This is a genomic window from Sphingomonas aurea (genome assembly GCF_030678875.1).
GTDB lineage: Bacteria > Pseudomonadota > Alphaproteobacteria > Sphingomonadales > Sphingomonadaceae > Sphingomonas > Sphingomonas aurea.
The window spans coordinates 150,120-171,404 of the sequence record NZ_JAUUDS010000004.1 but is presented as its reverse complement, the minus strand read 5'-3'; the positions used below and the strand labels follow the sequence as shown (position 1 = coordinate 171,404).

At 71.0% G+C, this 21,285-nt stretch carries 19 protein-coding genes; 8 read left to right on the top strand and 11 right to left on the bottom strand.

All coding sequences use genetic code 11. The features are described 5' to 3' along the window. Nucleotides 1–133: 133 nt before the first annotated feature. Nucleotides 134–901, top strand: coding sequence for a helix-turn-helix domain-containing protein (locus Q5H91_RS10290; RefSeq protein WP_305173309.1), 768 nt, complete (start codon nt 134–136; stop codon nt 899–901). 17 nt (nt 902–918) lie between these two features. On the opposite strand, the gene Q5H91_RS10285 is transcribed toward Q5H91_RS10290, so the two are convergent. The 4 genes from Q5H91_RS10285 to Q5H91_RS10270 are packed head-to-tail and all read right to left on the bottom strand — an operon-like array spanning nt 919 to nt 7,032. Beyond that, complete coding sequence (locus tag Q5H91_RS10285) at nt 919–1,911, bottom strand: DUF2891 domain-containing protein (protein WP_305173369.1); 993 nt, start codon at nt 1,909–1,911, stop codon at nt 919–921. Continuing rightward, a complete protein-coding gene (locus Q5H91_RS10280; protein WP_305173308.1) occupies nt 1,908–2,807 on the bottom strand; it encodes a DUF979 domain-containing protein in 900 nt (299 codons plus the stop codon). Before Q5H91_RS10280 ends, Q5H91_RS10285 begins: the two co-directional genes overlap by 4 nt. Continuing rightward, complete coding sequence (locus Q5H91_RS10275) at nt 2,804–3,457, bottom strand: DUF969 domain-containing protein (RefSeq protein ID WP_305173307.1); 654 nt, start codon at nt 3,455–3,457, stop codon at nt 2,804–2,806. Before Q5H91_RS10275 ends, Q5H91_RS10280 begins: the two co-directional genes overlap by 4 nt. Then, nucleotides 3,457–7,032, bottom strand: a complete 3,576-nt coding sequence (locus Q5H91_RS10270; protein WP_305173306.1) for a hydantoinase B/oxoprolinase family protein — start codon at nt 7,030–7,032, stop codon at nt 3,457–3,459. Before Q5H91_RS10270 ends, Q5H91_RS10275 begins: the two co-directional genes overlap by 1 nt. Nucleotides 7,033–7,400: 368 nt before the next feature. Here Q5H91_RS10270 and pdxA point away from each other — a divergent pair, with 368 nt between their 5' ends. After that, complete coding sequence (gene pdxA, locus Q5H91_RS10265; protein ID WP_305173305.1) at nt 7,401–8,399, top strand: 4-hydroxythreonine-4-phosphate dehydrogenase PdxA; 999 nt, start codon at nt 7,401–7,403, stop codon at nt 8,397–8,399. A 9-nt stretch (nt 8,400–8,408) separates the two neighbouring features. On the opposite strand, the gene Q5H91_RS10260 is transcribed toward pdxA, so the two are convergent. After that, complete coding sequence (locus Q5H91_RS10260; protein ID WP_305173304.1) at nt 8,409–9,074, bottom strand: HAD family hydrolase; 666 nt, start codon at nt 9,072–9,074, stop codon at nt 8,409–8,411. A 156-nt stretch (nt 9,075–9,230) separates the two neighbouring features. Here Q5H91_RS10260 and Q5H91_RS10255 point away from each other — a divergent pair, with 156 nt between their 5' ends. Both Q5H91_RS10255 and Q5H91_RS10250 read left to right on the top strand, forming a co-directional pair. Further along, on the top strand, nt 9,231–10,010 hold the full coding sequence (locus Q5H91_RS10255) for an SDR family oxidoreductase (RefSeq protein WP_305173302.1): 780 nt from the start codon (nt 9,231–9,233) through the stop codon (nt 10,008–10,010). Further along, complete coding sequence (locus Q5H91_RS10250; RefSeq protein WP_305173301.1) at nt 10,007–10,969, top strand: glycoside hydrolase family protein; 963 nt, start codon at nt 10,007–10,009, stop codon at nt 10,967–10,969. Before Q5H91_RS10255 ends, Q5H91_RS10250 begins: the two co-directional genes overlap by 4 nt. A gap of 12 nt (nt 10,970–10,981) precedes the next feature. Here Q5H91_RS10250 and Q5H91_RS10245 read toward each other — a convergent pair whose 3' ends face one another. From Q5H91_RS10245 to Q5H91_RS10235, 3 genes are read right to left on the bottom strand one after another with little or no spacing between them, the layout of a single operon-like run. Beyond that, nucleotides 10,982–11,191, bottom strand: coding sequence for a hypothetical protein (locus tag Q5H91_RS10245; protein ID WP_305173300.1), 210 nt, complete (start codon nt 11,189–11,191; stop codon nt 10,982–10,984). Continuing rightward, entirely contained in the window at nt 11,181–12,332 is a 1,152-nt protein-coding gene (locus Q5H91_RS10240) for a glycosyltransferase (protein WP_305173299.1), read from the bottom strand. Before Q5H91_RS10240 ends, Q5H91_RS10245 begins: the two co-directional genes overlap by 11 nt. Further along, entirely contained in the window at nt 12,329–13,093 is a 765-nt protein-coding gene (locus tag Q5H91_RS10235; protein WP_305173298.1) for a DUF2334 domain-containing protein, read from the bottom strand. Before Q5H91_RS10235 ends, Q5H91_RS10240 begins: the two co-directional genes overlap by 4 nt. Before the next feature lie 116 nt (nt 13,094–13,209). Between Q5H91_RS10235 and Q5H91_RS10230 the strand changes: the two genes are divergently transcribed. Genes Q5H91_RS10230 through Q5H91_RS10215 form a run of 4 tightly spaced genes read left to right on the top strand, consistent with a single transcriptional unit; the run spans nt 13,210 to nt 17,262 of the window. Then, the gene (locus Q5H91_RS10230; protein ID WP_305173297.1) at nt 13,210–14,382 is read left to right on the top strand and encodes a glycosyltransferase; all 1,173 of its coding nucleotides are present in this window, start codon (nt 13,210–13,212) and stop codon (nt 14,380–14,382) included. Continuing rightward, nucleotides 14,379–15,311 (top strand): hypothetical protein, encoded by a 933-nt coding sequence (locus tag Q5H91_RS10225; RefSeq protein WP_305173296.1) that lies wholly within the window; start codon nt 14,379–14,381, stop codon nt 15,309–15,311. Before Q5H91_RS10230 ends, Q5H91_RS10225 begins: the two co-directional genes overlap by 4 nt. Then, the gene (locus Q5H91_RS10220; RefSeq protein WP_305173295.1) at nt 15,308–15,817 is read left to right on the top strand and encodes a DUF2141 domain-containing protein; all 510 of its coding nucleotides are present in this window, start codon (nt 15,308–15,310) and stop codon (nt 15,815–15,817) included. The genes Q5H91_RS10225 and Q5H91_RS10220 overlap by 4 nt, the downstream gene beginning before the upstream one ends. After that, entirely contained in the window at nt 15,814–17,262 is a 1,449-nt protein-coding gene (locus tag Q5H91_RS10215) for a glycosyltransferase 87 family protein (protein ID WP_305173294.1), read from the top strand. Before Q5H91_RS10220 ends, Q5H91_RS10215 begins: the two co-directional genes overlap by 4 nt. Here the strand turns inward: Q5H91_RS10215 and Q5H91_RS10210 are convergent. Genes Q5H91_RS10210 through Q5H91_RS10200 form a run of 3 tightly spaced genes read right to left on the bottom strand, consistent with a single transcriptional unit; the run spans nt 17,210 to nt 20,992 of the window. Beyond that, nucleotides 17,210–19,483, bottom strand: coding sequence for a TonB-dependent receptor (locus tag Q5H91_RS10210; RefSeq protein ID WP_305173293.1), 2,274 nt, complete (start codon nt 19,481–19,483; stop codon nt 17,210–17,212). The genes Q5H91_RS10215 and Q5H91_RS10210 overlap by 53 nt on opposite strands. Nucleotides 19,484–19,509: 26 nt before the next feature. Further along, on the bottom strand, nt 19,510–20,466 hold the full coding sequence (locus tag Q5H91_RS10205; protein WP_305173292.1) for a FecR family protein: 957 nt from the start codon (nt 20,464–20,466) through the stop codon (nt 19,510–19,512). Then, nucleotides 20,453–20,992 carry an RNA polymerase sigma factor gene (locus tag Q5H91_RS10200; protein WP_305173291.1) on the bottom strand — a complete coding sequence of 180 codons (540 nt, stop codon included), beginning with the start codon at nt 20,990–20,992 and terminating at the stop codon, nt 20,453–20,455. Before Q5H91_RS10200 ends, Q5H91_RS10205 begins: the two co-directional genes overlap by 14 nt. Nucleotides 20,993–21,285 lie beyond the last annotated feature (293 nt).

Here is a 21,285-nt window from a genome sequence, read left to right as displayed (position 1 = left end):
TTGCCTCCGTTCCGCCGACTGCGCGCGTCGGAAACGTAAGGCTAACATGGATGGTGCCGCCGCACATCCCGTTTGCGCGGCTACAAATTTTTCAGGGTAGCTGTGGCGATGGGCGCGGCCTAGGCCGTGGACGATGATCGCGCCGGTGGACGAACGCCTGTCGGCGCTGACCGAGAAGGAGAAGCAGACGCTTCGCCTGATCGTGCGTGGGCACGACGCGAAATCGACCGCGCGCAGCCTGGGCCTGTCGGTCCACACGATCAACGAGCGGCTGCGCGACGCGCGGCGGAAGCTGGCGGTGTCGAGCAGCCGCGAGGCGGCACGCCTGCTGCTGGATGCGGAGGGTCGGGGCGGCGCCGCGCACCCCGATTTACTTGCGGACGACAGGATCGGGGGTGACCCGGGCGGGCCGGACGCGGATCAGGGCACAGCGCCGGTCGGCGGCGCACGCCCGGCGGCACACCGTCCGGCGATCTTCATCGGAGTCGTGCTCATGACCCTCGTCCTCGGCCTGTTCGCCCTTGCCGCCCTGCCTCAGGTCGCCGCCCCGCCTCCCGCGGCGACAGCGGTGGCGCCGTCGGAGGTGTCCGACGCGGCGCGACGCTGGCTGGTCCTGGTCGACGAGGGGCGCTGGGACGAGAGCTACCGGATGACCGGGGCGGCGTTTCGCAAGCTGAACACGCCGCAGGTCTGGGTGACGGTGTCGGAGAAGGTCCGCGTGCCGCTGGGCAAGATGATCTCACGCACCCTGCTGAGCCAGGAAAACCTGCCCGCTCCGCCGGACGGGTACGAGGTGGTGAAGTTTAGCACCAGCTTCGCCAACGAGGCGGATGCGGTGGAGACGGTCACGCTCGAGCGCGAGGCCGGCGGCTGGCGCGTGGTGGGCGTGACGATCGGGTAGGGTCCGGATCGGCGCGATCAGCCCACCGTCGCGAGCAGCGCGAAGGTCGCGAGCCAGTGGCTGCCCATGTAATTGTCGTCGAGGTGCGGCAGGCTGGCGGCGAGATGCCGCCGGCCGGCCTCCGCCATGTCGGTCGCGACCGGATGAGCCGCCCCGAGCGCGGCGGCGATCGATCGCCAGCACCAGCTGCGGCTGAGATTGAGGCCGTCGAGATGCGCGATCTTGCCGTCGCTGCGATCGGAGACATGGGCGGGCGTGAACAGCGTCGCGGGCTCGCCCCGGCACAGGTCGGGCAGGAACGCGTCGAACCACTTCGCGAACGCGGGCGCGGGCAGGACGCGGCTCATCAGCAGCGCCTCGGTCAGGGCGGGGGAGAGGAAGTCGTCGCCGGACGGCTCCCACGCCTGACAGCCGCGATCCTGGCCGAACCAGTCGCGCGCGCGGTCGTCGATCAGCGTGACCAGCGCCGCGTCGTGCTCGACCGCCCAGTCGCGCGCCAGCATCAGGGCGAAGGCGGTGTTGAAGTGGGTGCCGACACGGATCGGGTAGGTCAGCCGGGGCAGATGGGCCGCGAAGCGCGCGGCGAAGGCGGCGGCGAGCGGGGCCAGCGCCCCACCCCATGGTGCGTCGTGGCGCATGGCCTCGGCATGGAGCGCGAGCAGCCAGGCCCAGCCATAGGGCCGCTCGAACCCCGCGCTCATCGGCCGGTCGAGATAGGCAAGTTCGCCCGCGACCAGTGCCGGGGTTAGCCTCGCGTCGGCGCGCGCGGCGATCGCCTCCGCCTCGGGCAGGTCGGGGAACAGCCGACGCAGCGTCAGCAGCTGCCACCAGCCATGGACGCAGCTGTGCCAGTCGAAGCTGCCGTGGAAGATCGGGTGGAGCGTCGCCGGGGTCACGGCGTCGTGAGGACCGGTCAGGATATGGTCGAGCTTATAGGGATATTCGCGGCCGATATGGTCCAGCGTGATCCGCGCGAAGCGGGCGGCGAGGATCGGGTCGAGCGCAGTCATCGGATCACCCACCAGAGGAGCAGGATATTGAAGAGGAGGAGCGGCAGCGCCGTCGCCGCCTGCGCGCGGATCACGCCGTAGCGGTCCTTCAGTTCCAAGAGGGCGGCGGGGACGATGTTGAAGTTCGCCGCCATCGGGGTCAGCAGCGTGCCGCAAAAGCCCGCCAGCATCCCGATCGCCGCCACCGGCGCCGGATCGCCGCCGAACTGGTGGACGAGGAGGGGAATGCCGACCGCCGCCGCCATCACCGGAAAGGCGGCAAAGGCATTGCCCATCACGATCGTGAACAGCGCCATGCCCAGGCCATAGGCGACGACCGCGCCGAACACACTGCCCGCCGGGATCGCGCCGCCGACCAGCCGGCCGACCACGTCGCCGACCCCGGCGAGCGCGAAGACCGCGCCGAGGCTGGCGAGCAGCTGCGGCATCACCGCCGCCCAGCCGATCTCGTCGAGCAGCCGCCGCCCGGCCCTGATCCCGTCGAGCGGAGCGGGACGCAGGAAGAGATGGCAGAGGATGAGGGCGAGGAGCACGCCGATGGCGAGCGCCACCAGCGTCGCCTGCGCCGGATCGATCAGCGCCGGCATCTGCTTGAACAGCAGCGTGCCGCCGAGCGCGGTTGCGGGGATCACCAGCGCCAGCATCAGGAGCGGGCCGCGCGGCGCCACCTGATCGGCCGGCTCGCCGCGCCGCATCCGCCCCGATGTCGCGGTGGCGACCAGCGCGAGCACCAGCACGCCGTTGCCGAGGTCCCCGATGCGGTCGCCCGCGAAGAAGGAGGTGGCGAGGAGCGCGTGGAACAGCGCGTTGGCCCAGCGCCGGTCGACGAGCCCGAGCAGCGCGCAGGTGGCGAAGAAGCTGCCGGCGACCAGATAGACGAAGCCGATCCCGATCATGCCGGCCGCCGCCCCAAGCGTCGGTCGAGCAGCCAGAGTCTAAAACCATGGATCAGGAAGGCGGCCATCGCGGTCGGAATCGCCCACACCGACAGGTGGAACGGCTCGATATGGATGCCATATCCGTCTAGCACCCCCTTCATCAGCAGGATCGATCCGATCGCGATGAAGATGTCCTCGCCGAAGAACAGGCCGATATTGTCGGTCGCCGCCGCCAGGGCGCGAACCCGTTCGGGATCGGCATCGCCCTGCCGCTCGGCAGCGGCTTCCGCCATCGGCGCGACGAGCGGGCGGACCGTCTGCGGGTGGCCGGCGACCGCGGTCAGGCCGAGCGCCGCCGAGATCTGGCGGAACAGCAGGTAGCCGGCGAGCAGCCGCCCGACCGTCAACCCGCGCAGGCCCGCGACCAGCGAGCGGGCACGCGCCTGCAACCCGGCGCGCTCCAGCAGCCCGATCGCCGGCAGCACCATGTAGATCGCGGTGACGTAGCGCGTCTCGTTGAAGGCATGACCGAACCGCGCCAGCACCGTCAGCGGGTCCAGACCGGCGGCGAGGCCGGTCACCAGCGCCGCGACGACGATGACGAGAAGCGGGTTGAACCGCAGCAGGAAACCGAGTGCGATCACCGCGACGCCGGACAGGACGAGCATCAGCGTACCCCGCCGTAACCGCCGCCGCCCGGCGTCTCGATCACGAACACGTCGCCGGGAGCCATATCGGCCGAAGCGACCGAGGCCAGCGTCTCGATGCGGCCATCGGCACGCTCGATCCGGTTGGCGCCGACCGTCCCATCGCCGCCACCCGACAGGCCGAACGGCGCGACCTGACGATGGTTGGACAGGATGTTGGCGCGCATCGGTTCGCGGAAGCGCACTCGCCGGGTCGCGCCGTCGCCGCCCGGCCACGCGCCCCCGCCGCCCGAGCCGCGGCGAATGGAAAACTCCTCGAGCAGCACGGGAAAGCGCGTCTCCAGCACCTCCGGATCGGTCAGCCGGCTGTTGGTCATGTGCGTCTGCACCGCGCTTGCCCCGGCGAAACCGGGCCCCGCACCGGCACCGCCGGCGATCGTCTCGTAATATTGGCGGCTGTCGTCGCCGAAGGTGAAGTTGTTCATCGTCCCTTGGCTCGCCGCCATCGCGCCCAGCGCGCCCATCAACGCGTCGGTGATGACCTGGCTGGTCTCGACATTGCCGGCGACGACGGCGGCGGGGAAGCGCGGGTTGAGCATCGATCCCTCCGGCACGATCAGCGTCACGGGGCGCAGGAACCCGTCGTTCAGCGGCGTGTCCGACGTGACCAGCGTGCGCAGTACATACAGCACGGCCGCCCGCGTCACCGCCAGCGGTGCGTTGGTGTTGCCGGGGCGCTGATCGCTGGTGCCGGTGAAATCGACGGTCAGCGCGCCCGTCGGCGCGTCGACCCACACAGCAACCCGCACCACCGCGCCATCATCGGTCGGATAGGCGAAGTCGCCGTCGCCGAGGTCGCGGATGACGCGGCGGGCGAGCATTTCGGCATGGGCCTGGACATGCTCCATATAGGCGGAAACGACGGCCAGCCCCTGTTCCCCGGCCAGCCGCTCCAGCCCCGCGACCCCGCGCGCGCAGGCGGCGAGCTGGGCGGCGAGGTCGGCGATGTTCTGGTCGATGTTGCGGGCGGGATAGGCTCCGCCGCCGAACAGCGCGCGCAACTCGGCATCGCGCAGCCGCCCCTCGGCAAGGACCAGAACGTCGTCGAACACCACCCCCTCGTCATGGATGGTGCGGCTGTCGGCGGGCATCGAGCCGGGGCTGGTGCCGCCGACATCGGCGTGGTGACCGCGCGCCGCGACGAAGAAGGCGGGGGTATCCCGGCTTGCGAACACCGGCTGGACGACGGTGATGTCGGGCAGGTGGGTGCCGCCGCGATAGGGATCGTTGACGGCATAGGCGTCGCCCGGCCGCATCCCGCGCCCGTCCGTGGACCGACTGGCGATCAGGTGGCGGACGCAGTCGCCCATCGAGCCGAGATGCACCGGGATGTGCGGCGCATTGGCAATCAGGTGGCCGCCCGCGTCGAAGATCGCGCAGGAGAAATCCAGCCGCTCACGGATATTGACCGAGGCGGCGCTGCGCTGGAGCGCGGAACCCATCTCCTCGGCCAGGCCCATGAACAGCCCGGCAAAGATGGCGAGGCGGATCGGGTCGACTTCCGTGTCGTTGCCGGCATCGACAAGGCGCGGCGCCGATCGGGTCAGCCGCAGCGTGCCGTCGCCGAGGACGACGGCAGACCAGTCCGGCTCGACCGCGACCGTCGAGGTCGCATCGACGATCAGTGCCGGCCCGCCCACGCAGCTACCCGCACCCAGCGCATCGCGGCGGTGGAGCGGTGCCTGATGGAGCGTACCGTCCATCGCTACCTCGATCCGCTCGGCGGTGCTGGCGGTGGCAGCCACGGGAATCTGTGCGAGCGGCGCGGTGGCGAGCACCGCCTCGACCTGCAATCGCTCCACGATCAGCGCGTCGTCGCTCTCGAACCCGAAACGGTCGCGGTGCGCCGCCGCGAACGCCGCCGCCATCGCCGCACCATCCTCGACGCGGACGTCGATGCCCTGGTCGGTGCGCGCGTACCGCAGTGTCGCGGTCGCCTCGATCACCGCATCGGCATCAAGCTCGCGCCGCGCCTCGTCCGCCAGATCGCCCAGCGCAGCGCGCCAGTCCGCATCGTCCAGCGGCAGGCCGATCGTCCGCTGCCGCACCGCGCGACGGTCTGCCAGCGCGATCCCCCATGCGGACAGCACGCCCGCCATCGGGTGGACCAGCACCTCCGTCATGCCGAGCGCGTCGGCGACCAGGCAGGCGTGCTGGCCGCCCGCGCCGCCGAAGCTCATCAGGGCATAGCTCGCCGGATCGTGCCCGCGCGCGACCGACACCGCCTTGATCGCACCGGCCATGTTGGCAACCGCGATCGCGACCAGACCCTCTGCGGCGGCGAGCGGATCGGGGCGGGTTCCGGTTGCGGCCTCGACCGTATCCAGCAGCGCGTCGAGCCGGGCCACCGCGGCATCGCGGTCGAGCGGCTGGTCGCGGTCCGGCCCGAACACGGCCGGGAAATGGCCGGGGACGATCTTGCCGAGCAGCAGGTTGCAGTCGGTCACCGTCAGCGGACCGCCCCGGCGATAGCAGGCCGGCCCTGGATCGGCACCGGCGGACTCGGGGCCCACCACGAAGCGACCGCCATCGAAGCGGCAGATCGATCCGCCGCCCGCGGCGACCGTGTCGATCCGCAGCATCGGCGCCGACACGCGCACGCCGCCGATCACCGCCTCCTGCCGCCGTTCGAAACGGCCTGCCCACAGCGACACGTCGGTCGAGGTGCCGCCCATGTCGAACCCGATCACCCGGTCGACCCCGGCCGCCTTCGCGGCGGCGGCCATGCCGACGATCCCGCCGGCCGGGCCGGAGAGCAGCGCGTCCTTGCCGCTGACGCCGCGCGCCTCGGCCAGCCCGCCCGAGGACTGCATGAAGAGCGGCACCCGCTCGCCACCGAACGCCGCCTCCAGTCCGTCGACATAGCGGCGCAGCACCGGCGACAGATAGGCGTCCGCCGTCGTCGTATCGCCGCGCGCGACCAGTCGGATCAGTGGCGAGACGCGGTGACTGACCGAGATCTGGGTAAAGCCGATCCGTGCGGCGAGTTCGGCGAGGGCCTGCTCGTGCGCGGGATATCGCCAGCTGTGCATCAGGACGGTGGCGATGCTGCGGAGACCGTCGTCATGCGCGCTGCGCAGTGCGGCCTCCGCTGCCACCAGGTCGAGCGCGCGGACCGTCCGCCCATCGACGTCGACGCGCTCGTCGATCTCCACTACGCGGGCGGGCAGCGGCGGGTTCTTGCGGATATCGCGCGCGAAGATGTCGGGCCGCTCCTGATATCCGATCGCCAGCGCATCGCCGAACCCGCGCGTGATCGCAAGTAGCGTCGGTTCGCCGCGATGCTCGAGCAGCGCGTTCGTCGCCACGGTGGTACCGATCCGGACATCGATCGGCGGCAGATCGCCGTCCCGCACACCGGTCAGCCGCCGCACCGCCTCGACCGCGGCATCGTCGTAGCGGCCGGGATCGACCGAGAGCAGCTTGATCGTCTCGATCGACCCGTCCGCACGCTCCGCCACCACATCGGTAAACGTCCCACCCCGATCGATGGCGATCCGGCTGAGGGGGAAGTGGTCGTTGGTCGAGAGAGCCATGTGGTGGGCTATCGCAGGGGGCCCGGACCTTGTCGATTGGTCGCGTTCGAGCGCGTGTGCGGACGTGTTTTCGGACTGTGGCAAACGAGGGCGATCCCCGCGGATGCGGGGGAGTCTGCGAGGGTGATTGGGATCAAGCTGACCAAGACTGATCGGGCAGGTGTCGGTGCCCGGCTGGATGGCGCGCGGCGTCGCCAGGGGCGCAGAAGCGGAGCGGCTGGACGATCGGCACTTCCAGCTGGGTGCTTGCCGCTATGCCTACGATCAATGGGGTCTGCGGCGGGCCGGGTGAGGATGGCGGCGGCGCTGCCGGTCGCGATCCATCGACATCCGTATCGGGATCCGATGTTTTCTGGCATGGCGCGGCCATGACCTTGGCCGATGCGCCGCTCGCCGTGACGATGGGCGACCCTTGCGGGATCGGGCCGGAGATCGTGGCTCGCATGTTCGTGCGCCGACCCGACCGGCGGCACTGGATCGTTGTCGGCGATCCCGGCGTGATGGCCGCGGCCCTGCGCGCCGTCGACGGCCAGGCGCAGGTCCGGGTGATCGGCGAGCCGGGCGAGGTGGAGATCGGGAACGGCGCGCTGCCCGTGCTGGCCAGCTCGCGGCTGGCGACGCTGCCGCCGGTCGGGCAGGTGTCGGCCGCCGGGGGGCAGGCGGCCTATGACGCGATCGTCGCTGCGATCGACCTGGCGAAGCGCGGCCGGGTGCGCGGTATCGTCACCGCGCCGATCAACAAGGCGGCGCTGTCGGCCGCGGGCATCCGCTATCCGGGGCATACCGAGATGCTGGCGGATCACGCCGGCGGCTGCACCGTCGCCATGATGCTGGCGAACGAGGAGATCCGCACCGTGCTGGTGACGATCCACTGCTCGCTGGCCGACGCGATCCGGCGTGCCGATTTCGCGGCGCAGATGTCGGCGCTGCGCCTGGCACAGGCAGCCGGGGTAGCGCTGGGTATCCCGCACCCGCGCATCGCGGTCGCCGGGCTGAACCCCCATGCCGGCGAGGACGGGCTGTTCGGTGACGAGGAGATCCGCATCATCCGCCCGGCGATCGAGGCGGCGCGGGCGGAGGGGATCGACGCGTCCGGACCATGGCCGGGCGACACCGTGTTCATGCAGGCACGCAAGGGCCGGTTCGACATCGTCGTCGCCCAGTATCACGACCAGGGCCTGATCCCGGTCAAATATATGGGGATCGAGAAGGGGGTGAACGTGACGCTCGGCCTTCCCTTCGTGCGGACCAGTCCCGATCACGGCACCGCGTTCGACATTGCTGGGCGGGGCCTTGCCGATCCGACCAGTATCGAGACGGCGTTCGACTATGCCATGCGCATGAGGGTTCCGACGCCCGCAGGCTGATCCGGGCGATCAGCGCACGAGCGGCGACCGTTCATAGTCCGCATAGAGCGCAGCGACATCGTCGTAGATGTACCGCGCCCCAGCCTCCGTGAGCGCTGCATCGTCGAACCCGCCGGACCTGACCGCGATCGCCGCGATGCCGCAGCGTGCCGCCGCCTCCATGTCATAGGGCGTGTCGCCGACCACCATGACCTCTGCGGAGGTCAGCGGCGCGACCTTGTCGAGGGCGGTCGCGAAGATATCGGGCGCGGGCTTGGTATTGCCGACATCGTCGGCGCTGGTCGTGGCCGCGACCAGATCGCGGGCGCCCAGCAGTTCGAGATAATGATCCAGCTCCTCCGCCGATGCCGAGGAGGCGAGGACGACCCGCTGCCCCGCGGCGTGCACCCGGGCGAGCAGGTCGCGCGCCTTGGCAAAGGGGCGCACCCCGTCGAGGAACCTCTCCTTGAACATCGTGCCATGGGCCTCGGCCAGCCGATCGCACAGCGCGTCGTCGGCATCGGGGACCAGCGTGGGGATCAGCATGTCGGCGCCCTTGCCGATCTGGTCGTGGATCGTCCGGCGCGCGCACGCCTTGCCTTCCTGCCGCAGGACTGCGTCCCACACGGTGACGTGCTGCTCGTTGGAGTCGACCAGTGTGCCGTCGATGTCGAACAATACCGCCTTGATGTGCATGGAAAACCTCTGCCGAACGCGCGCGTGGAAGTCCGTCGACAGCGTCTGGCGGGCCTGTTCGTTGCCGACCCGCCCGGCAAACCCTACGATAATGTCATGGAGCCGTTCGGCGGCGCACGACGTTCATCGACCCAGGCAAACCGGTGCGGAGGGGACATGACGAGACGGGTCGTGATGGTGACGGGGGCGGAGTCGGGTATCGGCGCCGCCTGCGCCGCGGCGTTCGGGGCTGAGGGCGACCGGGTCGCCGTCTGCTACTATGCCGACATGGCCGCGGCCGAGGCGAGCGCCGACACGGTGCGCAAGGCGGGCGGCGAGGCGATGACCGTGCAGGCGCATGTCGACGAGGAAGCCTCGGTCGCAGCGGCGTTCGACGCGGTGGAGGCCGCCTGGGGGCCAGCCGACATTCTGGTCAACTCGGCCGGCGTGAACATGAGCGGTACGCCGATCCGGTCGATGACGCTGGACACCTGGCAGCGGACGATTGGCACCGACCTGACCGGCGCGTTCCTGACCTCGCGCCGGTTCGTGACCGGGCGGGGCGGGGGCGGCGGCGCGGACAGCGGCGCTGCGGTGATCGTCCACATCTCGTCGATCCACGCCTATGCGGTGCGCGCCGGCGGGGCGGACTATTGCGCGGCGAAAGGCGGGCTGACCAACCTGGTCGAGACGCTGGCGATCGAGGAGGCCCCGCGCGGCATCCGCGTCAACGCGATCGAGCCGGGCATGATCCTGACACCGATGAACCAGCGTGCGCAGGAGGACGCCGTCTATCGCGCCGCGCTGGAGAAGAATATCCCGATCGGCCGCGCCGGCGAGGCGTCCGAGGTCGCCGACCTGGCGGTGTTCCTCGCCTCCGACAAGGCGCGCTACATCACCGGTGCGCGGCTGGTGATCGACGGCGGCCTGTCGCTGATGCAGGCGCTGGGCGCATGAGCGACGACATCGCCGACACCGGCGTCAAGGACAAGGTGGAGAGCGCGACCCTGACGCTCGACTTCAACGTCCAGGCGATCGAGGGTGTCACGCTGGCGGGGCCGCCCGGGATCATGGAGCGCGACCTGATGAGCCCCTATGTCTGGCAGGAGCCGGACGGGCGCTTCGGCCTGCTCGTCCGCGCGGTGCCGCGACCGGGCGGCCAGGCCGGCGGTGACCCGGCGGACACCGGGGTGATCTGGGGCGGGTGGAGCGACGACGGACGCCACTTCGTCATGCTCGACGCACCCTCGATTGCGGCCGGGCCGGGCGAGCACGACGCCGGCGGGGTCGAGGATCCGACCGTGCTGCGCCACGACGACGGCAGCTATGTCGTCTATTACACCGGCGTGCGCGCCGACCGGGCGCACGGCGAACTGTCCTATGCCGCCGGTCCCTCGATCGACCGGCTGGAAAAGAGCGGCGTCGTCCTTGCCTCGTCCAAGTCGGAGGGGAATACCAAGGAGGCGACGGTCGAACGGACGGTCGACGGTCGCTGGCGGCTGTTCTACGAATATGCCGCCGACGAGGCGTCGCGCGTCGGTCTCGCGATCGGGCAGGGCGAGGTCGGGCCGTGGGAAGAGCAGCCGACCCCCTTCATGCCGCGCGAGGCGAGCTGGGACGACTGGCACCTGTCGACCGGGCCGCTGCTGACCGACGATCCCGACATGCCGGTGATGTTCTACAACGGGGCGACCCGCGATGCGCGCTGGCGGATCGGCTGGATCGCGTTCGATCGCGACTGCCGCACCGTGGTGGCGCGCGGGATCGAGCCGTTGGTCACGCCGCCGCCGGTGGACGACCGTACCGCGACCGACATCGCCTTTGCCGCATCGGTGGTGGTCGATCGGGGGGCCGTCTGGCTCTATTACTCGCTGGAGGACCGTCGGCTCGCCCGCGCGCGTATCCGTCGCAGCTGATCGGCTCCCGGATCAGCGGTGCGCGCGCATCCTGCCGTGGAGAGCGATGGCGAGCCGGACGAGCCACACCGCGACGAACAGGCAGGCGCAGAGCAGCGGCACCAGATAGAAGCTCGGCATCGCCCAGGCGGATCGGGCCGGGCGCCGCGCGAGCGGCAGGGGTGGCGGGGGCGCCTCGACGGCGACCGGCATCTCGCGCAGCAGGGCGGCCTCATGCGGCATGACGGCTCCTGTGTCCCTCGGCATAAAGGGTGAAAAGGTCGGCGAAGTGATCCTCCATCGTGCGTGGCGCCGCGCCGATCGGCCGCGCCCATCCATCGGCGACGTCGCGGATCGCCGCCGCCGCGTCCGGCGCGCTGCCGGCGCGGTAGACCCGTCCGCCGCCCGCGCGGGCGAGATCGCCGGCGCCCCCCTCGTCCGGGGCGATGACGGGCAGGCCCGATGCGATCGCCTCGGCGACAACGAAGCAATAGGTCTCGGCCTCGCAGCCATGGATCAGCGCGTCGGCGCTCGCCATGGTGCGGGCGAGCGCATCACGGTCGCGGACCGGCTCGACCAGCCGGACATGCGGGTTGCCGCCGACCGCGGCGCGCAGCGCCCGGCGGGGATCGCCGCCGCCGATCAGGACCAGGCCGAGCGGCGCGGCGGCGCTGGCCATCGCCACCGCATCGACCACCATTTCCCACCGTTTCTCCGGCGCATGGCGTCCGACACCGATCAGCAGCAGCGCGTCCTCGGGCAGGCCGCACAGTGCCAGCATCTGTCGACGCAGCGCCGGATCGCGGCGGTTCGGGGTGAAGCGGCCGGGTTCGATCCCCATCGGGTTGGTCGATACCTTGGCAAGGCCGCCTTCGCGCAGGCGGCGACTGAGGCTCTCGCTGGCGCTGACGACATGGTCGAACCGCTGGTCGAGCCGGCGCAGGTGGCGCCAGTACCAGTCAAACGCGCGGTCGATCGTCCGGTGCGACGCGACCGGGCCGAACCAGCGATAGGCATAGGCGGACAGCGGATCGGCGTGCGCGATCAGCGAACGCCGCGCCCGTCCCCGCCAGTCGGCGACCATCGACGCGCTGCGCCACGGCGACGATACCTCCAGGATGTCGGGCTTTTCCTGATCCAGCGCCGCGTGCAGCGCCGCGCGGTCGGAGAAGAAGCGGTAATTGCCGTCGAGCGGGAAGCGCGGCGCACGCAGCCAGCGGATCGACGCGCCGTCGCCGCGCCGCTCGATGCCGTCTCGCTCGCCGGGGGCGATCACCACGATCTCGTGACCGGCGCGGGCGCCGGCGACCAGTTTCTGGTCGATATAGGTACGCACCCCGCCGCCGCGCGGGGTGTAGAAGGCGCAGACATCGACGATCTTCACGCTGCAGCTCCCAGCAGATCGGTATAGCGTGCCGGTGTGCGATGGCGCACCAGGGTGCGCAGCGTCCGGTCTATACTGCGGATCAGCGACGGCTTGGTGACATCGCCCGGATGGACCGCGACGCGCATCGTCGGCAGCACCGGCGGCAGGACCCGCGCCGCCGCGGCTACCGCCAGCGAGCTGGCGGTCCGCGCCCGTGTGCGACTGGCCCAGGTAACGACTGGGCCGCGCGCCAGCACCGCCCCGCTGCGCGGCTGCCACACCCGCATGTGATCCTCGGCCAGCGGGAAATCGAGTGCGCGGAGCGCCGCATGCGCGCCGGCGCCATAGAGCCAGGCGGGGGCGATGAAGCCGGCGACCGGCCGGCCGATCGCGTCCTGCACCATGTCGCGCCCCTCGCGCATCCGCCGCTCCGCCTCGCTCGCGTCCAGCCCCAGGAACTCGCCCTCGCGCGCGGTCATCGTGCGGGCGCGGAGCGCGGTTATGGCCGAGCGATGCTCGCTGTCGTCGCGGTGGAACCAGCCGTGCAGGAACATCTCCACCCCCGCGTCCGCCCAGTCGCGCAGCCGCCGCGCAAAGGCCGGCGCGCGGTGCAGCGGCGCTGCGCCCCAGTGATCGGGCACCACCAGCATGGCGAATTTCTGTCCACCCAGGATCGGGTGGATCAGGTCGACGAGCCGGTCGACCGGCTGTTCGAACGTCGGCGACACGTCGTGGATCGATACCACCAGCCGCCGCTGCGGCGCCTTCGTCATCGTCATGTCACTCCGTAGGGCTACGCATCAACGACGCTACGGCCGGTCGCATCCCGCACCAGCCGCTCGAAAGAAAGTTTTTCCGCAGTGCGGGTCGGTGGTTACGGCGGCGTCCTGTCCGCATGATGCCGCGCAGCAGCCAGGCCGGAGAGCGGCCTTTGCACATTCTCTGCTACCTGCACGCGGTGGAGCTTGGCGGGGTCGAGCGGACGGCGCTGCGCCTCTGCCGGGCCTGGGGCGCCAGTGCGCGGGTGACGGTCGCCCTTGGCCGCGACGATGGTTGGCGGGGCGGCGCGGGCGATCTCGACATGGTCATCGCGCCTCGGCCGGCCGTATCTCCGCGGCTGTGGGAGACGCTGTGGATGCTCGCCTGGCTGCCGCGGGTGATACTGCGCGAGCGGCCTGACGTGCTGTTCTGCGCCGGCAACACCTACTCGATCATCGCAGTGGTGCTGAAACTGCTGCTCGGACGGCGCTGCCCGCCGGTGGTTTCGAAGATCAGCAACAGCCTGGCGCGCAGCGACCTGCCGGCGCCCGTCCGGCGGCTGCACGACCTGTGGAGCCGGATGCAGGGCCGGGCGATCGACGGCTTTGTCGGCATGACGCCGGCGATGACGCGCGAGGCGCAGCGCGCGCTCGGCGTGTCGTCCGGGCGGGTGGCTACGATCCCCAGCCCGCTATTCGACGCCGCGGCGCTCGACCGGCTCGCCGGCCCGCGGTCGGTCCGTACCAAGGGCGGGCGGATGCTGGTCGCGATCGGCCGGCTGGAACCGCAGAAGAACCTGCCGCTGTTGCTCCGCGCCTTCGCGCGCGGCCGGCGCAGAGACGACCGGCTGGTGATCGTCGGCGCTGGGCGCGAGCGGAACCGGCTGGCGGCGCTGATCGAGACGCTGGGACTGTCCGGCCGGGCGATGCTGGCGGGTCATGCGGAGGACGTGTCGGGCTGGTTGCTCCGCGCCGACGCGTTGCTGCTCTCGTCCGACTATGAGGGCGTGCCGGCGGTGGTGCTGGAGGCGATGGCGGCGGGCCTGCCGGTCGTCGCGACCGACTGCTGCGCCAGCATGGCCGGCATGCTGGCCGAGCGGCGCGGGGTGCTGGTGTCGCCGCGTGATGTCGATGCGCTGGCCGATGCCATCGCGCATCTGACCCCCGACACCTGCGACCCGGTCGCCCAGCTTGCCTTCGCGCGCGAGCACGCGGTCGATGCCGCTGCCTCCGCCTACCTGCCCATCTTCCGCCGTGCAGCGCGTGAGCGCGCGCGCGCGATCCCCTGCCAGGAGCACGCGTACTCGTGATTCCCCGCTTCATCGCCAATGACGGGTCGCAACCCCCGTCGACGACGGCCGTGCCGCTCGTCCCCGTCGCCCTCAACAAGGGGGTGCTGACCCGCTGGCTGTCGCCGGCGATTTCGATCGCGATCCTGCTCGCCGCGCTGTGGCAGCTGCGATCGGTCGATTTCGCGCAGCTGGTACGCATGGTGCCGCGCTCCGCCGGGTTCTGGCTGCTGTTCGTCGGCGGCTATCTCATCACCCCCGCCAGCGAGTGGATCATCTTCCGCCGGCTGTGGCAGCTGCCCGCGCGCGGCTTCGTCGCGCTCCTGCGCAAGCGGATCAGCAACGAGATCGTGCTGGGGTACTCCGGCGAGCTGTACTTCTATGGCTGGGCGCGGCGGCATGCGACGATGGTCGGCGCGCCGTTCGGGGCAATCAAGGACGTTGCGATCCTGTCTGCACTGGTCGCCAACCTGTGTACCCTGGTGCTGGCAATGGCGACGTGGCGGCTGTTCGCGGGCACGCCGTTCGGCTTCGACACGCGGCTGGTGGCGGTGTCGGCGGCGTGCATGACGATCCCGTCGGTCACCGCCTTCCTGCTGCGCAAGCGGCTGTTCACCCTGCGCCAACCCGAACTGATCCGCATCGCCGTCATCCATTTCGTCCGCATCGTCGCGACGACGGTGGCGGCGGCGCTGCTGTGGGCGAGCGTGCTGCCCTCTGCCCCCCTGACCTGGTGGCTGGCACTGGCGACGCTGCGGCTGCTCGTCTCGCGCCTGCCGCTGCTGCCGAACAAGGACATCGTTTTTGCCGGGCTCGTCGCGTTCACCGTCGGCAACGCGTCGGGCGTGACCGCGGTGATGACGATGATCGCGGCGATCTGGCTGGCGACCCACCTGCTGCTGGGCGTGGTGCTGGCCGCGTATGAACTCGCGACGGAGCGGGCGCGGTGATCGCCCTGCTGCTCGCGGCCGCTGCCCAGGCGACGATTCCCTCCACCCCGCGGCTGGGCGTGGCCGAGGCGCAGTGCCATGCAGGCGAGCACGGGCCGGAACTGATCGTGACGGTAGAGGGGCTGAAGGATCGCGCCGGGCTGCTGCGCGGGGAACTCTATCCGGCGAACGACAAGGACTTTCTGGAGGATGACAATGTCCTCGTCTCGGCCGGCAAGACGTTCCGCCGGACGATCGTGGAGCCGATCCCGGCCGATCCGGTGCGGCTGTGCATCCGCGCGCCGGCGCCCGGCACCTACTCGCTGGCGGTGATCCACGCGCGTACCGGCAAGCGCGGCTTCAGCCTGCTGCGCGACGGCATCGGCTTCGGCAGCAATCCGAAACTGGGCTATGGCAAGCCGAAGTCGGCGGCGGCGATGGTGACGATCGGCTCCTCGCCGACGCCGACGACGGTGGTGATGAACTATCGCACCGGCCTGATCTCCTTCGGTCCGCTGCATCGGTGACACGGGCGCGCATTGGCGGTGCGACGCTGCTGCTGGCGAGCGTCGCCATCGGCTTCGTCGCGCTCACCCTGTTGCGGCCGGTCGATCACGACGAGAGCCAGTATGTCGCGGCCGCCATGCTGACCGCGGCGGGGCGGCTGCCGTATCGCGATTACGCCTATCTGCAGACGCCGCTGCAGCCCTTCCTGTTCGCGCCGGTCGTCTGGGTCGCAGGGCTGTGGACCTGGCCGGGCTTGCGCATCGTCAACGCGCTGCTCGGCGTGACGGCGGTGGCAGCGGTCCTGCGGGGCGCCCGCGCGGCGGGAGCGGACGCGCGGGTCGCGGTCACGGTGGCGGCCTTGTTCGCGAGTTGCGACATCCTGCTCTTCTCGGTCGCGGTGGCTCGCAACGACGCGCTGCCGGTCGCCTGTTTTGCGATCGCGACGGCGCTGGTGGCTGGACGCGAGCGGCAGGGCTGGCGGGCGGTGGCGACCGGCGCGCTGCTCGCGCTCGCGGCAGCGGCCAAGATCTCCTACGCCGTGCCGGCGGGAATGCTGGGCGTCTATGCGCTGGCCGACCGGCGCGAGCGGCCGATCCTGCTGCTCGCGGGTGCGCTGCCCGTGGCGGTGTTCGTCGCCTGGACGTGGTGGCTGTCGCCGGCCGGGTTCATGTTCGGCACGCTCGACTTTCCCGCCCACGCGCCCGCGCAATTCTATGCCGACCGGCCGTGGAAGATGTCGCTCGCCGCCAAGCTGGTCGACACGCTGAAGTTCCTGGCGCTCGGCGCGGCGCTGCCGGCGGTGGCGATCGTGGCGCGCGACGCGTGGCGGCGGCGGCGGCCGAACGCGCTCGACATGCTGTTGCTCGGCGCGATCGTCGCGGCGCTGCTGCCGTCGCCCACCTGGCGGCAGTATCTGCTTCCCGTGCTGCCGCCGCTGTTCATCCGCCTCGCGATCATCTGGCAGCGGCCGCCGGGCGGGGGTACGCGGCGCACGATGGCATTCTTCGCCATGCTCGGCATCGGTGCGGGCGTGGCGACGACGCTGACGCCGGGGGCGCTCCACCTGCTGCCGGCGATGCGACAGGCGGATGCGGCGCGGCGGGCGATGGATGCCGCCGGGGTGACCGGCCCCGTTGCGACGCTCTCTCCCCAGTTTCTGGCCGCGACCGGACGCCTGCCCGACGCCCGGTTCGCGACCGGACCCTTTTACTATCGCAGCGCCGGCCTGCTGCCCCCGGCACGGGAGCGCGCCTTGCACCTGATCGCGCGCGGGCGACGGGTGCAGGCAGAGGCGGTATTGATCGGCGGGGAGGGACCGGCGACGGCGGGCGACGCGACGCTCGACGCGGCGCTGGCGCGGGCGTTCGGCGGGACCGCCATCGCCCTGCCGGACAGCGCGCTGACCCTGCTGGTCAGAACGCCACGCGGGCGCCCAGCCGGATCGTCCGCGGGCGCAGCGGAGTGATCTGACGCCGGTCGGTTACCGTAAAGGGATTGCCGAGCGCGAAGGTGTTACCCCGCTCGTCGAACAGGTTGGTGGCGTCGAGCGAGAGGGCGATCCTGCCGACCGGCACCGACGCGCCGAGCGCGGTGTCGACATAGCGGCCCTGACCAAGGTCGAGCAGCTCGCCGACACCCAGGCGCGAGCGGCCGACATAGCGGATCGAGCCCGACAGCTCGACGCTCCTGCGCCCCACCGGCAGGTTCGCCCGGAAGCCGCCGCGAAAATTCATCGCCGCGACATTGGGCAGCGAATCGCCGCGATTGTCGCCGAAGCCGCTCGCCGGCCTCTCCAGTCCGCTGCTGTTCAGGAAGGCGGCACCGTCAAGCACCAGGTCGCGTGACAGGCGCCAGGCGCCCTGCGCCTCGAACCCGACGACATAGCCCGAGCCGACATTGGCGATGAACGGCAGCCCGGTGGTGCCGACCAGATCGGCCTGGATGTCCTTCCATCGAACTCGCGACACGGTGGCGTTGCCCGAGAATGTGTCGGCCGGCGTGCCCAGCCGCACGCCGGCCTCGACCGAAGATACCGTGTCCGACTTGAACCGCGCGGTAACGTCGCCGGCGGTCAACCCGCCCGGCCGCGAGCCTTCCTGATAGCGGGTGAAGATCGACAGCCAGGGATGCGGGCTCCACAGCAACCCGATCGACGGCAGCACCGATGCCGAGTGACGGCCCGGTTCCCGATCCTCGTCGATCGGGTCGGCGCGCGCCTGGGCGACCAGCCGGCTGAACACGAAGCGTGCGCCGCCGGTGATCGACAGGGCATCGGTCAGCGAACGGGTGAACTCGCCGAAGATCGACCCCTCGCTCACCACGTTGCGGGTGCCGGCCAGGTCTGGCGGTTCGCCCGGTACGCCGAGCGTGCGCGACGAGCGGTCGTCGCTCTGCAACACTTCCAGCCCGATCAGCCAGCCGCCATTGCTGGTCCGCCGTGCCAGCCGCGTCTCGTTGCTGAGCAGCATGATCCGCTCCGCCTCGTGATAGACCCGCGGACCGCCGCCGGCCGAGGCGTCGAACGTCGTCACCCGGTCGTGCGACACCGCTGACGATACGGAGGTCAGCGTCGACGCGCCGGTGTCGTGCTGCACGGTCAGGCTGGCGAGCGCATAGTCGTTGTCGAAGGGCTGGGCGATGGCGCTGGCGTGCCGAAGCGGCCCGAGTCCCCGCTCGGCATATTGGCCGTCACGGCTGGCGATGTCCTGCACCACACCGCCGACGTCGATCGTCCAGCTGTCCGTGGGCCGGAACCGCACCGTGACGCGGCCGCCGCGGGTCAGCGTGTCGTTGACGTTCGACAGGCGGCGTTGCGGATCGTCGATATAGCCGCCTTCGCCGTTCAGATAGCCGACCGCCCTGATCCCGAGGCGACCTTGGACGATCGGCAGGTCGGCGACCGCGGCGATGTCGGCGCTGGCGGCACCATGGCGCGTCGTCGCGACCCCGCCCTGGATCGACTGCGACGCCACGGTCATTGAGGGGGGATTGGGAACGAGGCGAAAGATGCCACCGAGCGATCCCGCGCCATAGAGCGTGCCCTGCGGCCCCTCGAGGATCTCGACCGAGGCAACATCGTACAGCGCCAGGTTCGGGTCGGGCGCACTGTAGTTCAGGCGGACGTCGCCCAGATACTGGCCGACCGTCGCCTGGGTCGGCCCGCTGAAGCTGGAATCAGCGATGCCGCGGATGAACAGCTTGTTGCGGCCCGGACCGAGGTGGGTGGAGGACAGGATCGGCAGCAGCTCGACCAGCGCATCGGACCCGCGGGCGAGCTGGTTAGGACGTAGCGTCGCGGTGTCCGCCACCGCGATGCTGCCGGCATAGTCGGCCAGCGAGACCTCGCGCTTGGTCGCGCGCACGACGATGTCGGCGTTGCTCTCGATCGCGCCCGGAACGACAAGGTCCGCCTGCGCAGCGCCGCCACTTGCAACGCGGCGGACGATGCGGAAGGTGGTCGGGTCACCCTGTACGAAGGTGGCGGCGCTGCCGCGCAGCATGCGTTTCAGCGCGTCGGCCGGCTTCAGTCGCCCGCCCACGCCGCGCACGCGAATGCCGGCGAGCGTCTGATCCGACAGGCCGACCGTCACCCCCGCCTGGATGCCGAACTGCACGATCGCCTCGTGCAGCGGACCGGCGGGAATGCTGATGCGGGCAGGCTTTGCCGCGCACGGCGTTGCCACCATCGCCAGAATTACCGCCCCGGCAAGCCTCACCGCGCCGGCACGGCCAGTCGCCAGCCCGTGGCATCGTGCGTCGCGCGTGCGCCGGTCACCGCCTCGACGCGGTCGAACATCCGGCGGCGATCGCCCTTGACCAGGATTACCCCGGTGAACCGCGTCAGGTCGCTGTCGGGCGAGGCGACGACCGGCTCCCCAATCGCGCGCGACAGGTCCGCCGCGACCTCCGCCAGGGTGGCGTCGCGGTACACCAGCCGCCCGCTGCGCCAGCCGCCGACCGCCGCCGGATCGACCGACGACACGGCGGCAGTGCCCTTGTACGCGGTCAGCCGGCGTCCGGCCGGCAGCCGCACCTGCGACCGGCCTGCGTCGTACACCACCTCCCCCTCGCGCACCGCGACGCGCAGGTCGGTGTTGGACCGGGCGACGTTGAAGGCGGTGCCGATGTCGCGGACCGCATCGTCGCCGATCCGGACGACGAAGGGATGGTCGGTATCGTGATGGACGGTGAAGAACGCCTCGCCGCGCTCGACCGCGACCTCGCGCGCGGCGGGGCCGGCGAAGCGGATGCTGGTGCCGCCGTTCATCGCGATCGTCGTCCCGTCGGCAAGGGCGACGGTGCGCTGCTCACCGCTGGCGGTCTGGACGATCTGTTCGACCGGTCCACCGCCCAGCGTCGTGGTGAGGACCGCAAGCGCCGTCGCCGCGACCGCCACGCCACCGCCCAGCCACCAGCGCCGCGTCCAGCCGCGCTGCGGGTCGGGTGCGTTGTCGTTAGCGAAGACCGGCTCCGGCGCGGGCGAAGGAGCAAGGTCCGCCGTCGCCGCGTCGACCAGCAGCTGCATCCGGTCGAATGCGTCGGCATGAGCCGCATCCTCCTCCAGCCACGCCAGATGCGCGTCCCAGTCGGCAAATTCGGGATCGTGGACGCGCCGCACCCAGTCGAGCGCGTCGGCGTCCAGCGGCGAGAGGGCGTCAGCGGTCGGCATGGATGGTCCTGATCGCCGGTTCCCCACTCTGCTCGCCCAGGCGGTACGCGGCGAGCGCCCGATAGGCTTTCTGGAGATGCTTCTCGACCGCGCTGAGCGAAATGTCCAATCGTTCCGCGATACTACGCTGGGGCAGTTCCTCCATCCGGTGCATGCGGAAGATCCGGTCGGTCCGCTCGCCGAGGCCGGTCAGCACCCGCTCGACCTGGTCCAGCCGCTCGCGCGCGATCAGCGGCGCGATGCCGGCCGGCGCCTCGTCCACTGTGCCGCGGTCGCCGCCATATTCGTCCTCGCGATGCCGGCGGCGCTGGGCGGAGCGGACGCGGTCGAGCATCAGGTTGTGCGCCATGCGGAACAGATAGGCGCGGTGGTCGGCGATGGTCGCATCGGCACCTTCGCCGAGCTTCAGCCACAGATCTTGGAGCAGATCCTCGGCCTCGTCGCGCGCGCCACGCGCCTGGAGATAGCGCAGTAGGACGGCACGATGAGCCAGAAAGGCCTGCGCGAGCGGGTGCGCGTCGATCAAGCGAACCTCCGCCATGGTCGACCCGCGGGACTGCGGGACTGGCGCCGCCCCCATAGTGCGAAGCCGGGCGCAGGTCGATGCCATCAGCGTGCGACCGGCGGCACGCGCCGCTCGCCCGGTGGGACGGGCGAGAGCGACGGCACGAGGGCGGCTGCGATCATCATGAACTTCCACACGCCTCCCCCGGTGTTGCCGGTCGTCCCCGATGGAACCGGCTCTCCCTGCCAAGACGTCGCCGATGGTCCGGACCCGCACCTGCCGACGACCGGTGTGGGTCCGGACCATCGGCGGCG

Excerpts from the sequence above, each read along its gene's own strand:
- Q5H91_RS10290 (WP_305173309.1), top strand. The coding sequence starts at position 134 with ATGATCGCGCCGGTGGACGAACGCCTGTCGGCGCTGACCGAGAAGGAG.
- Q5H91_RS10285 (WP_305173369.1), bottom strand. The coding sequence starts at position 1,911 with ATGACTGCGCTCGACCCGATCCTCGCCGCCCGCTTCGCGCGGATCACG.
- Q5H91_RS10280 (WP_305173308.1), bottom strand. The coding sequence starts at position 2,807 with ATGATCGGGATCGGCTTCGTCTATCTGGTCGCCGGCAGCTTCTTCGCC.
- Q5H91_RS10275 (WP_305173307.1), bottom strand. The coding sequence starts at position 3,457 with ATGCTCGTCCTGTCCGGCGTCGCGGTGATCGCACTCGGTTTCCTGCTG.
- Q5H91_RS10270 (WP_305173306.1), bottom strand. The coding sequence starts at position 7,032 with ATGGCTCTCTCGACCAACGACCACTTCCCCCTCAGCCGGATCGCCATC.
- pdxA (WP_305173305.1), top strand. The coding sequence starts at position 7,401 with ATGACCTTGGCCGATGCGCCGCTCGCCGTGACGATGGGCGACCCTTGC.
- Q5H91_RS10260 (WP_305173304.1), bottom strand. The coding sequence starts at position 9,074 with ATGCACATCAAGGCGGTATTGTTCGACATCGACGGCACACTGGTCGAC.
- Q5H91_RS10255 (WP_305173302.1), top strand. The coding sequence starts at position 9,231 with ATGACGAGACGGGTCGTGATGGTGACGGGGGCGGAGTCGGGTATCGGC.
- Q5H91_RS10250 (WP_305173301.1), top strand. The coding sequence starts at position 10,007 with ATGAGCGACGACATCGCCGACACCGGCGTCAAGGACAAGGTGGAGAGC.
- Q5H91_RS10245 (WP_305173300.1), bottom strand. The coding sequence starts at position 11,191 with ATGCCGCATGAGGCCGCCCTGCTGCGCGAGATGCCGGTCGCCGTCGAG.
- Q5H91_RS10235 (WP_305173298.1), bottom strand. The coding sequence starts at position 13,093 with ATGACGATGACGAAGGCGCCGCAGCGGCGGCTGGTGGTATCGATCCAC.
- Q5H91_RS10230 (WP_305173297.1), top strand. The coding sequence starts at position 13,210 with ATGATGCCGCGCAGCAGCCAGGCCGGAGAGCGGCCTTTGCACATTCTC.
- Q5H91_RS10210 (WP_305173293.1), bottom strand. The coding sequence starts at position 19,483 with ATGGTGGCAACGCCGTGCGCGGCAAAGCCTGCCCGCATCAGCATTCCC.
- Q5H91_RS10205 (WP_305173292.1), bottom strand. The coding sequence starts at position 20,466 with ATGCCGACCGCTGACGCCCTCTCGCCGCTGGACGCCGACGCGCTCGAC.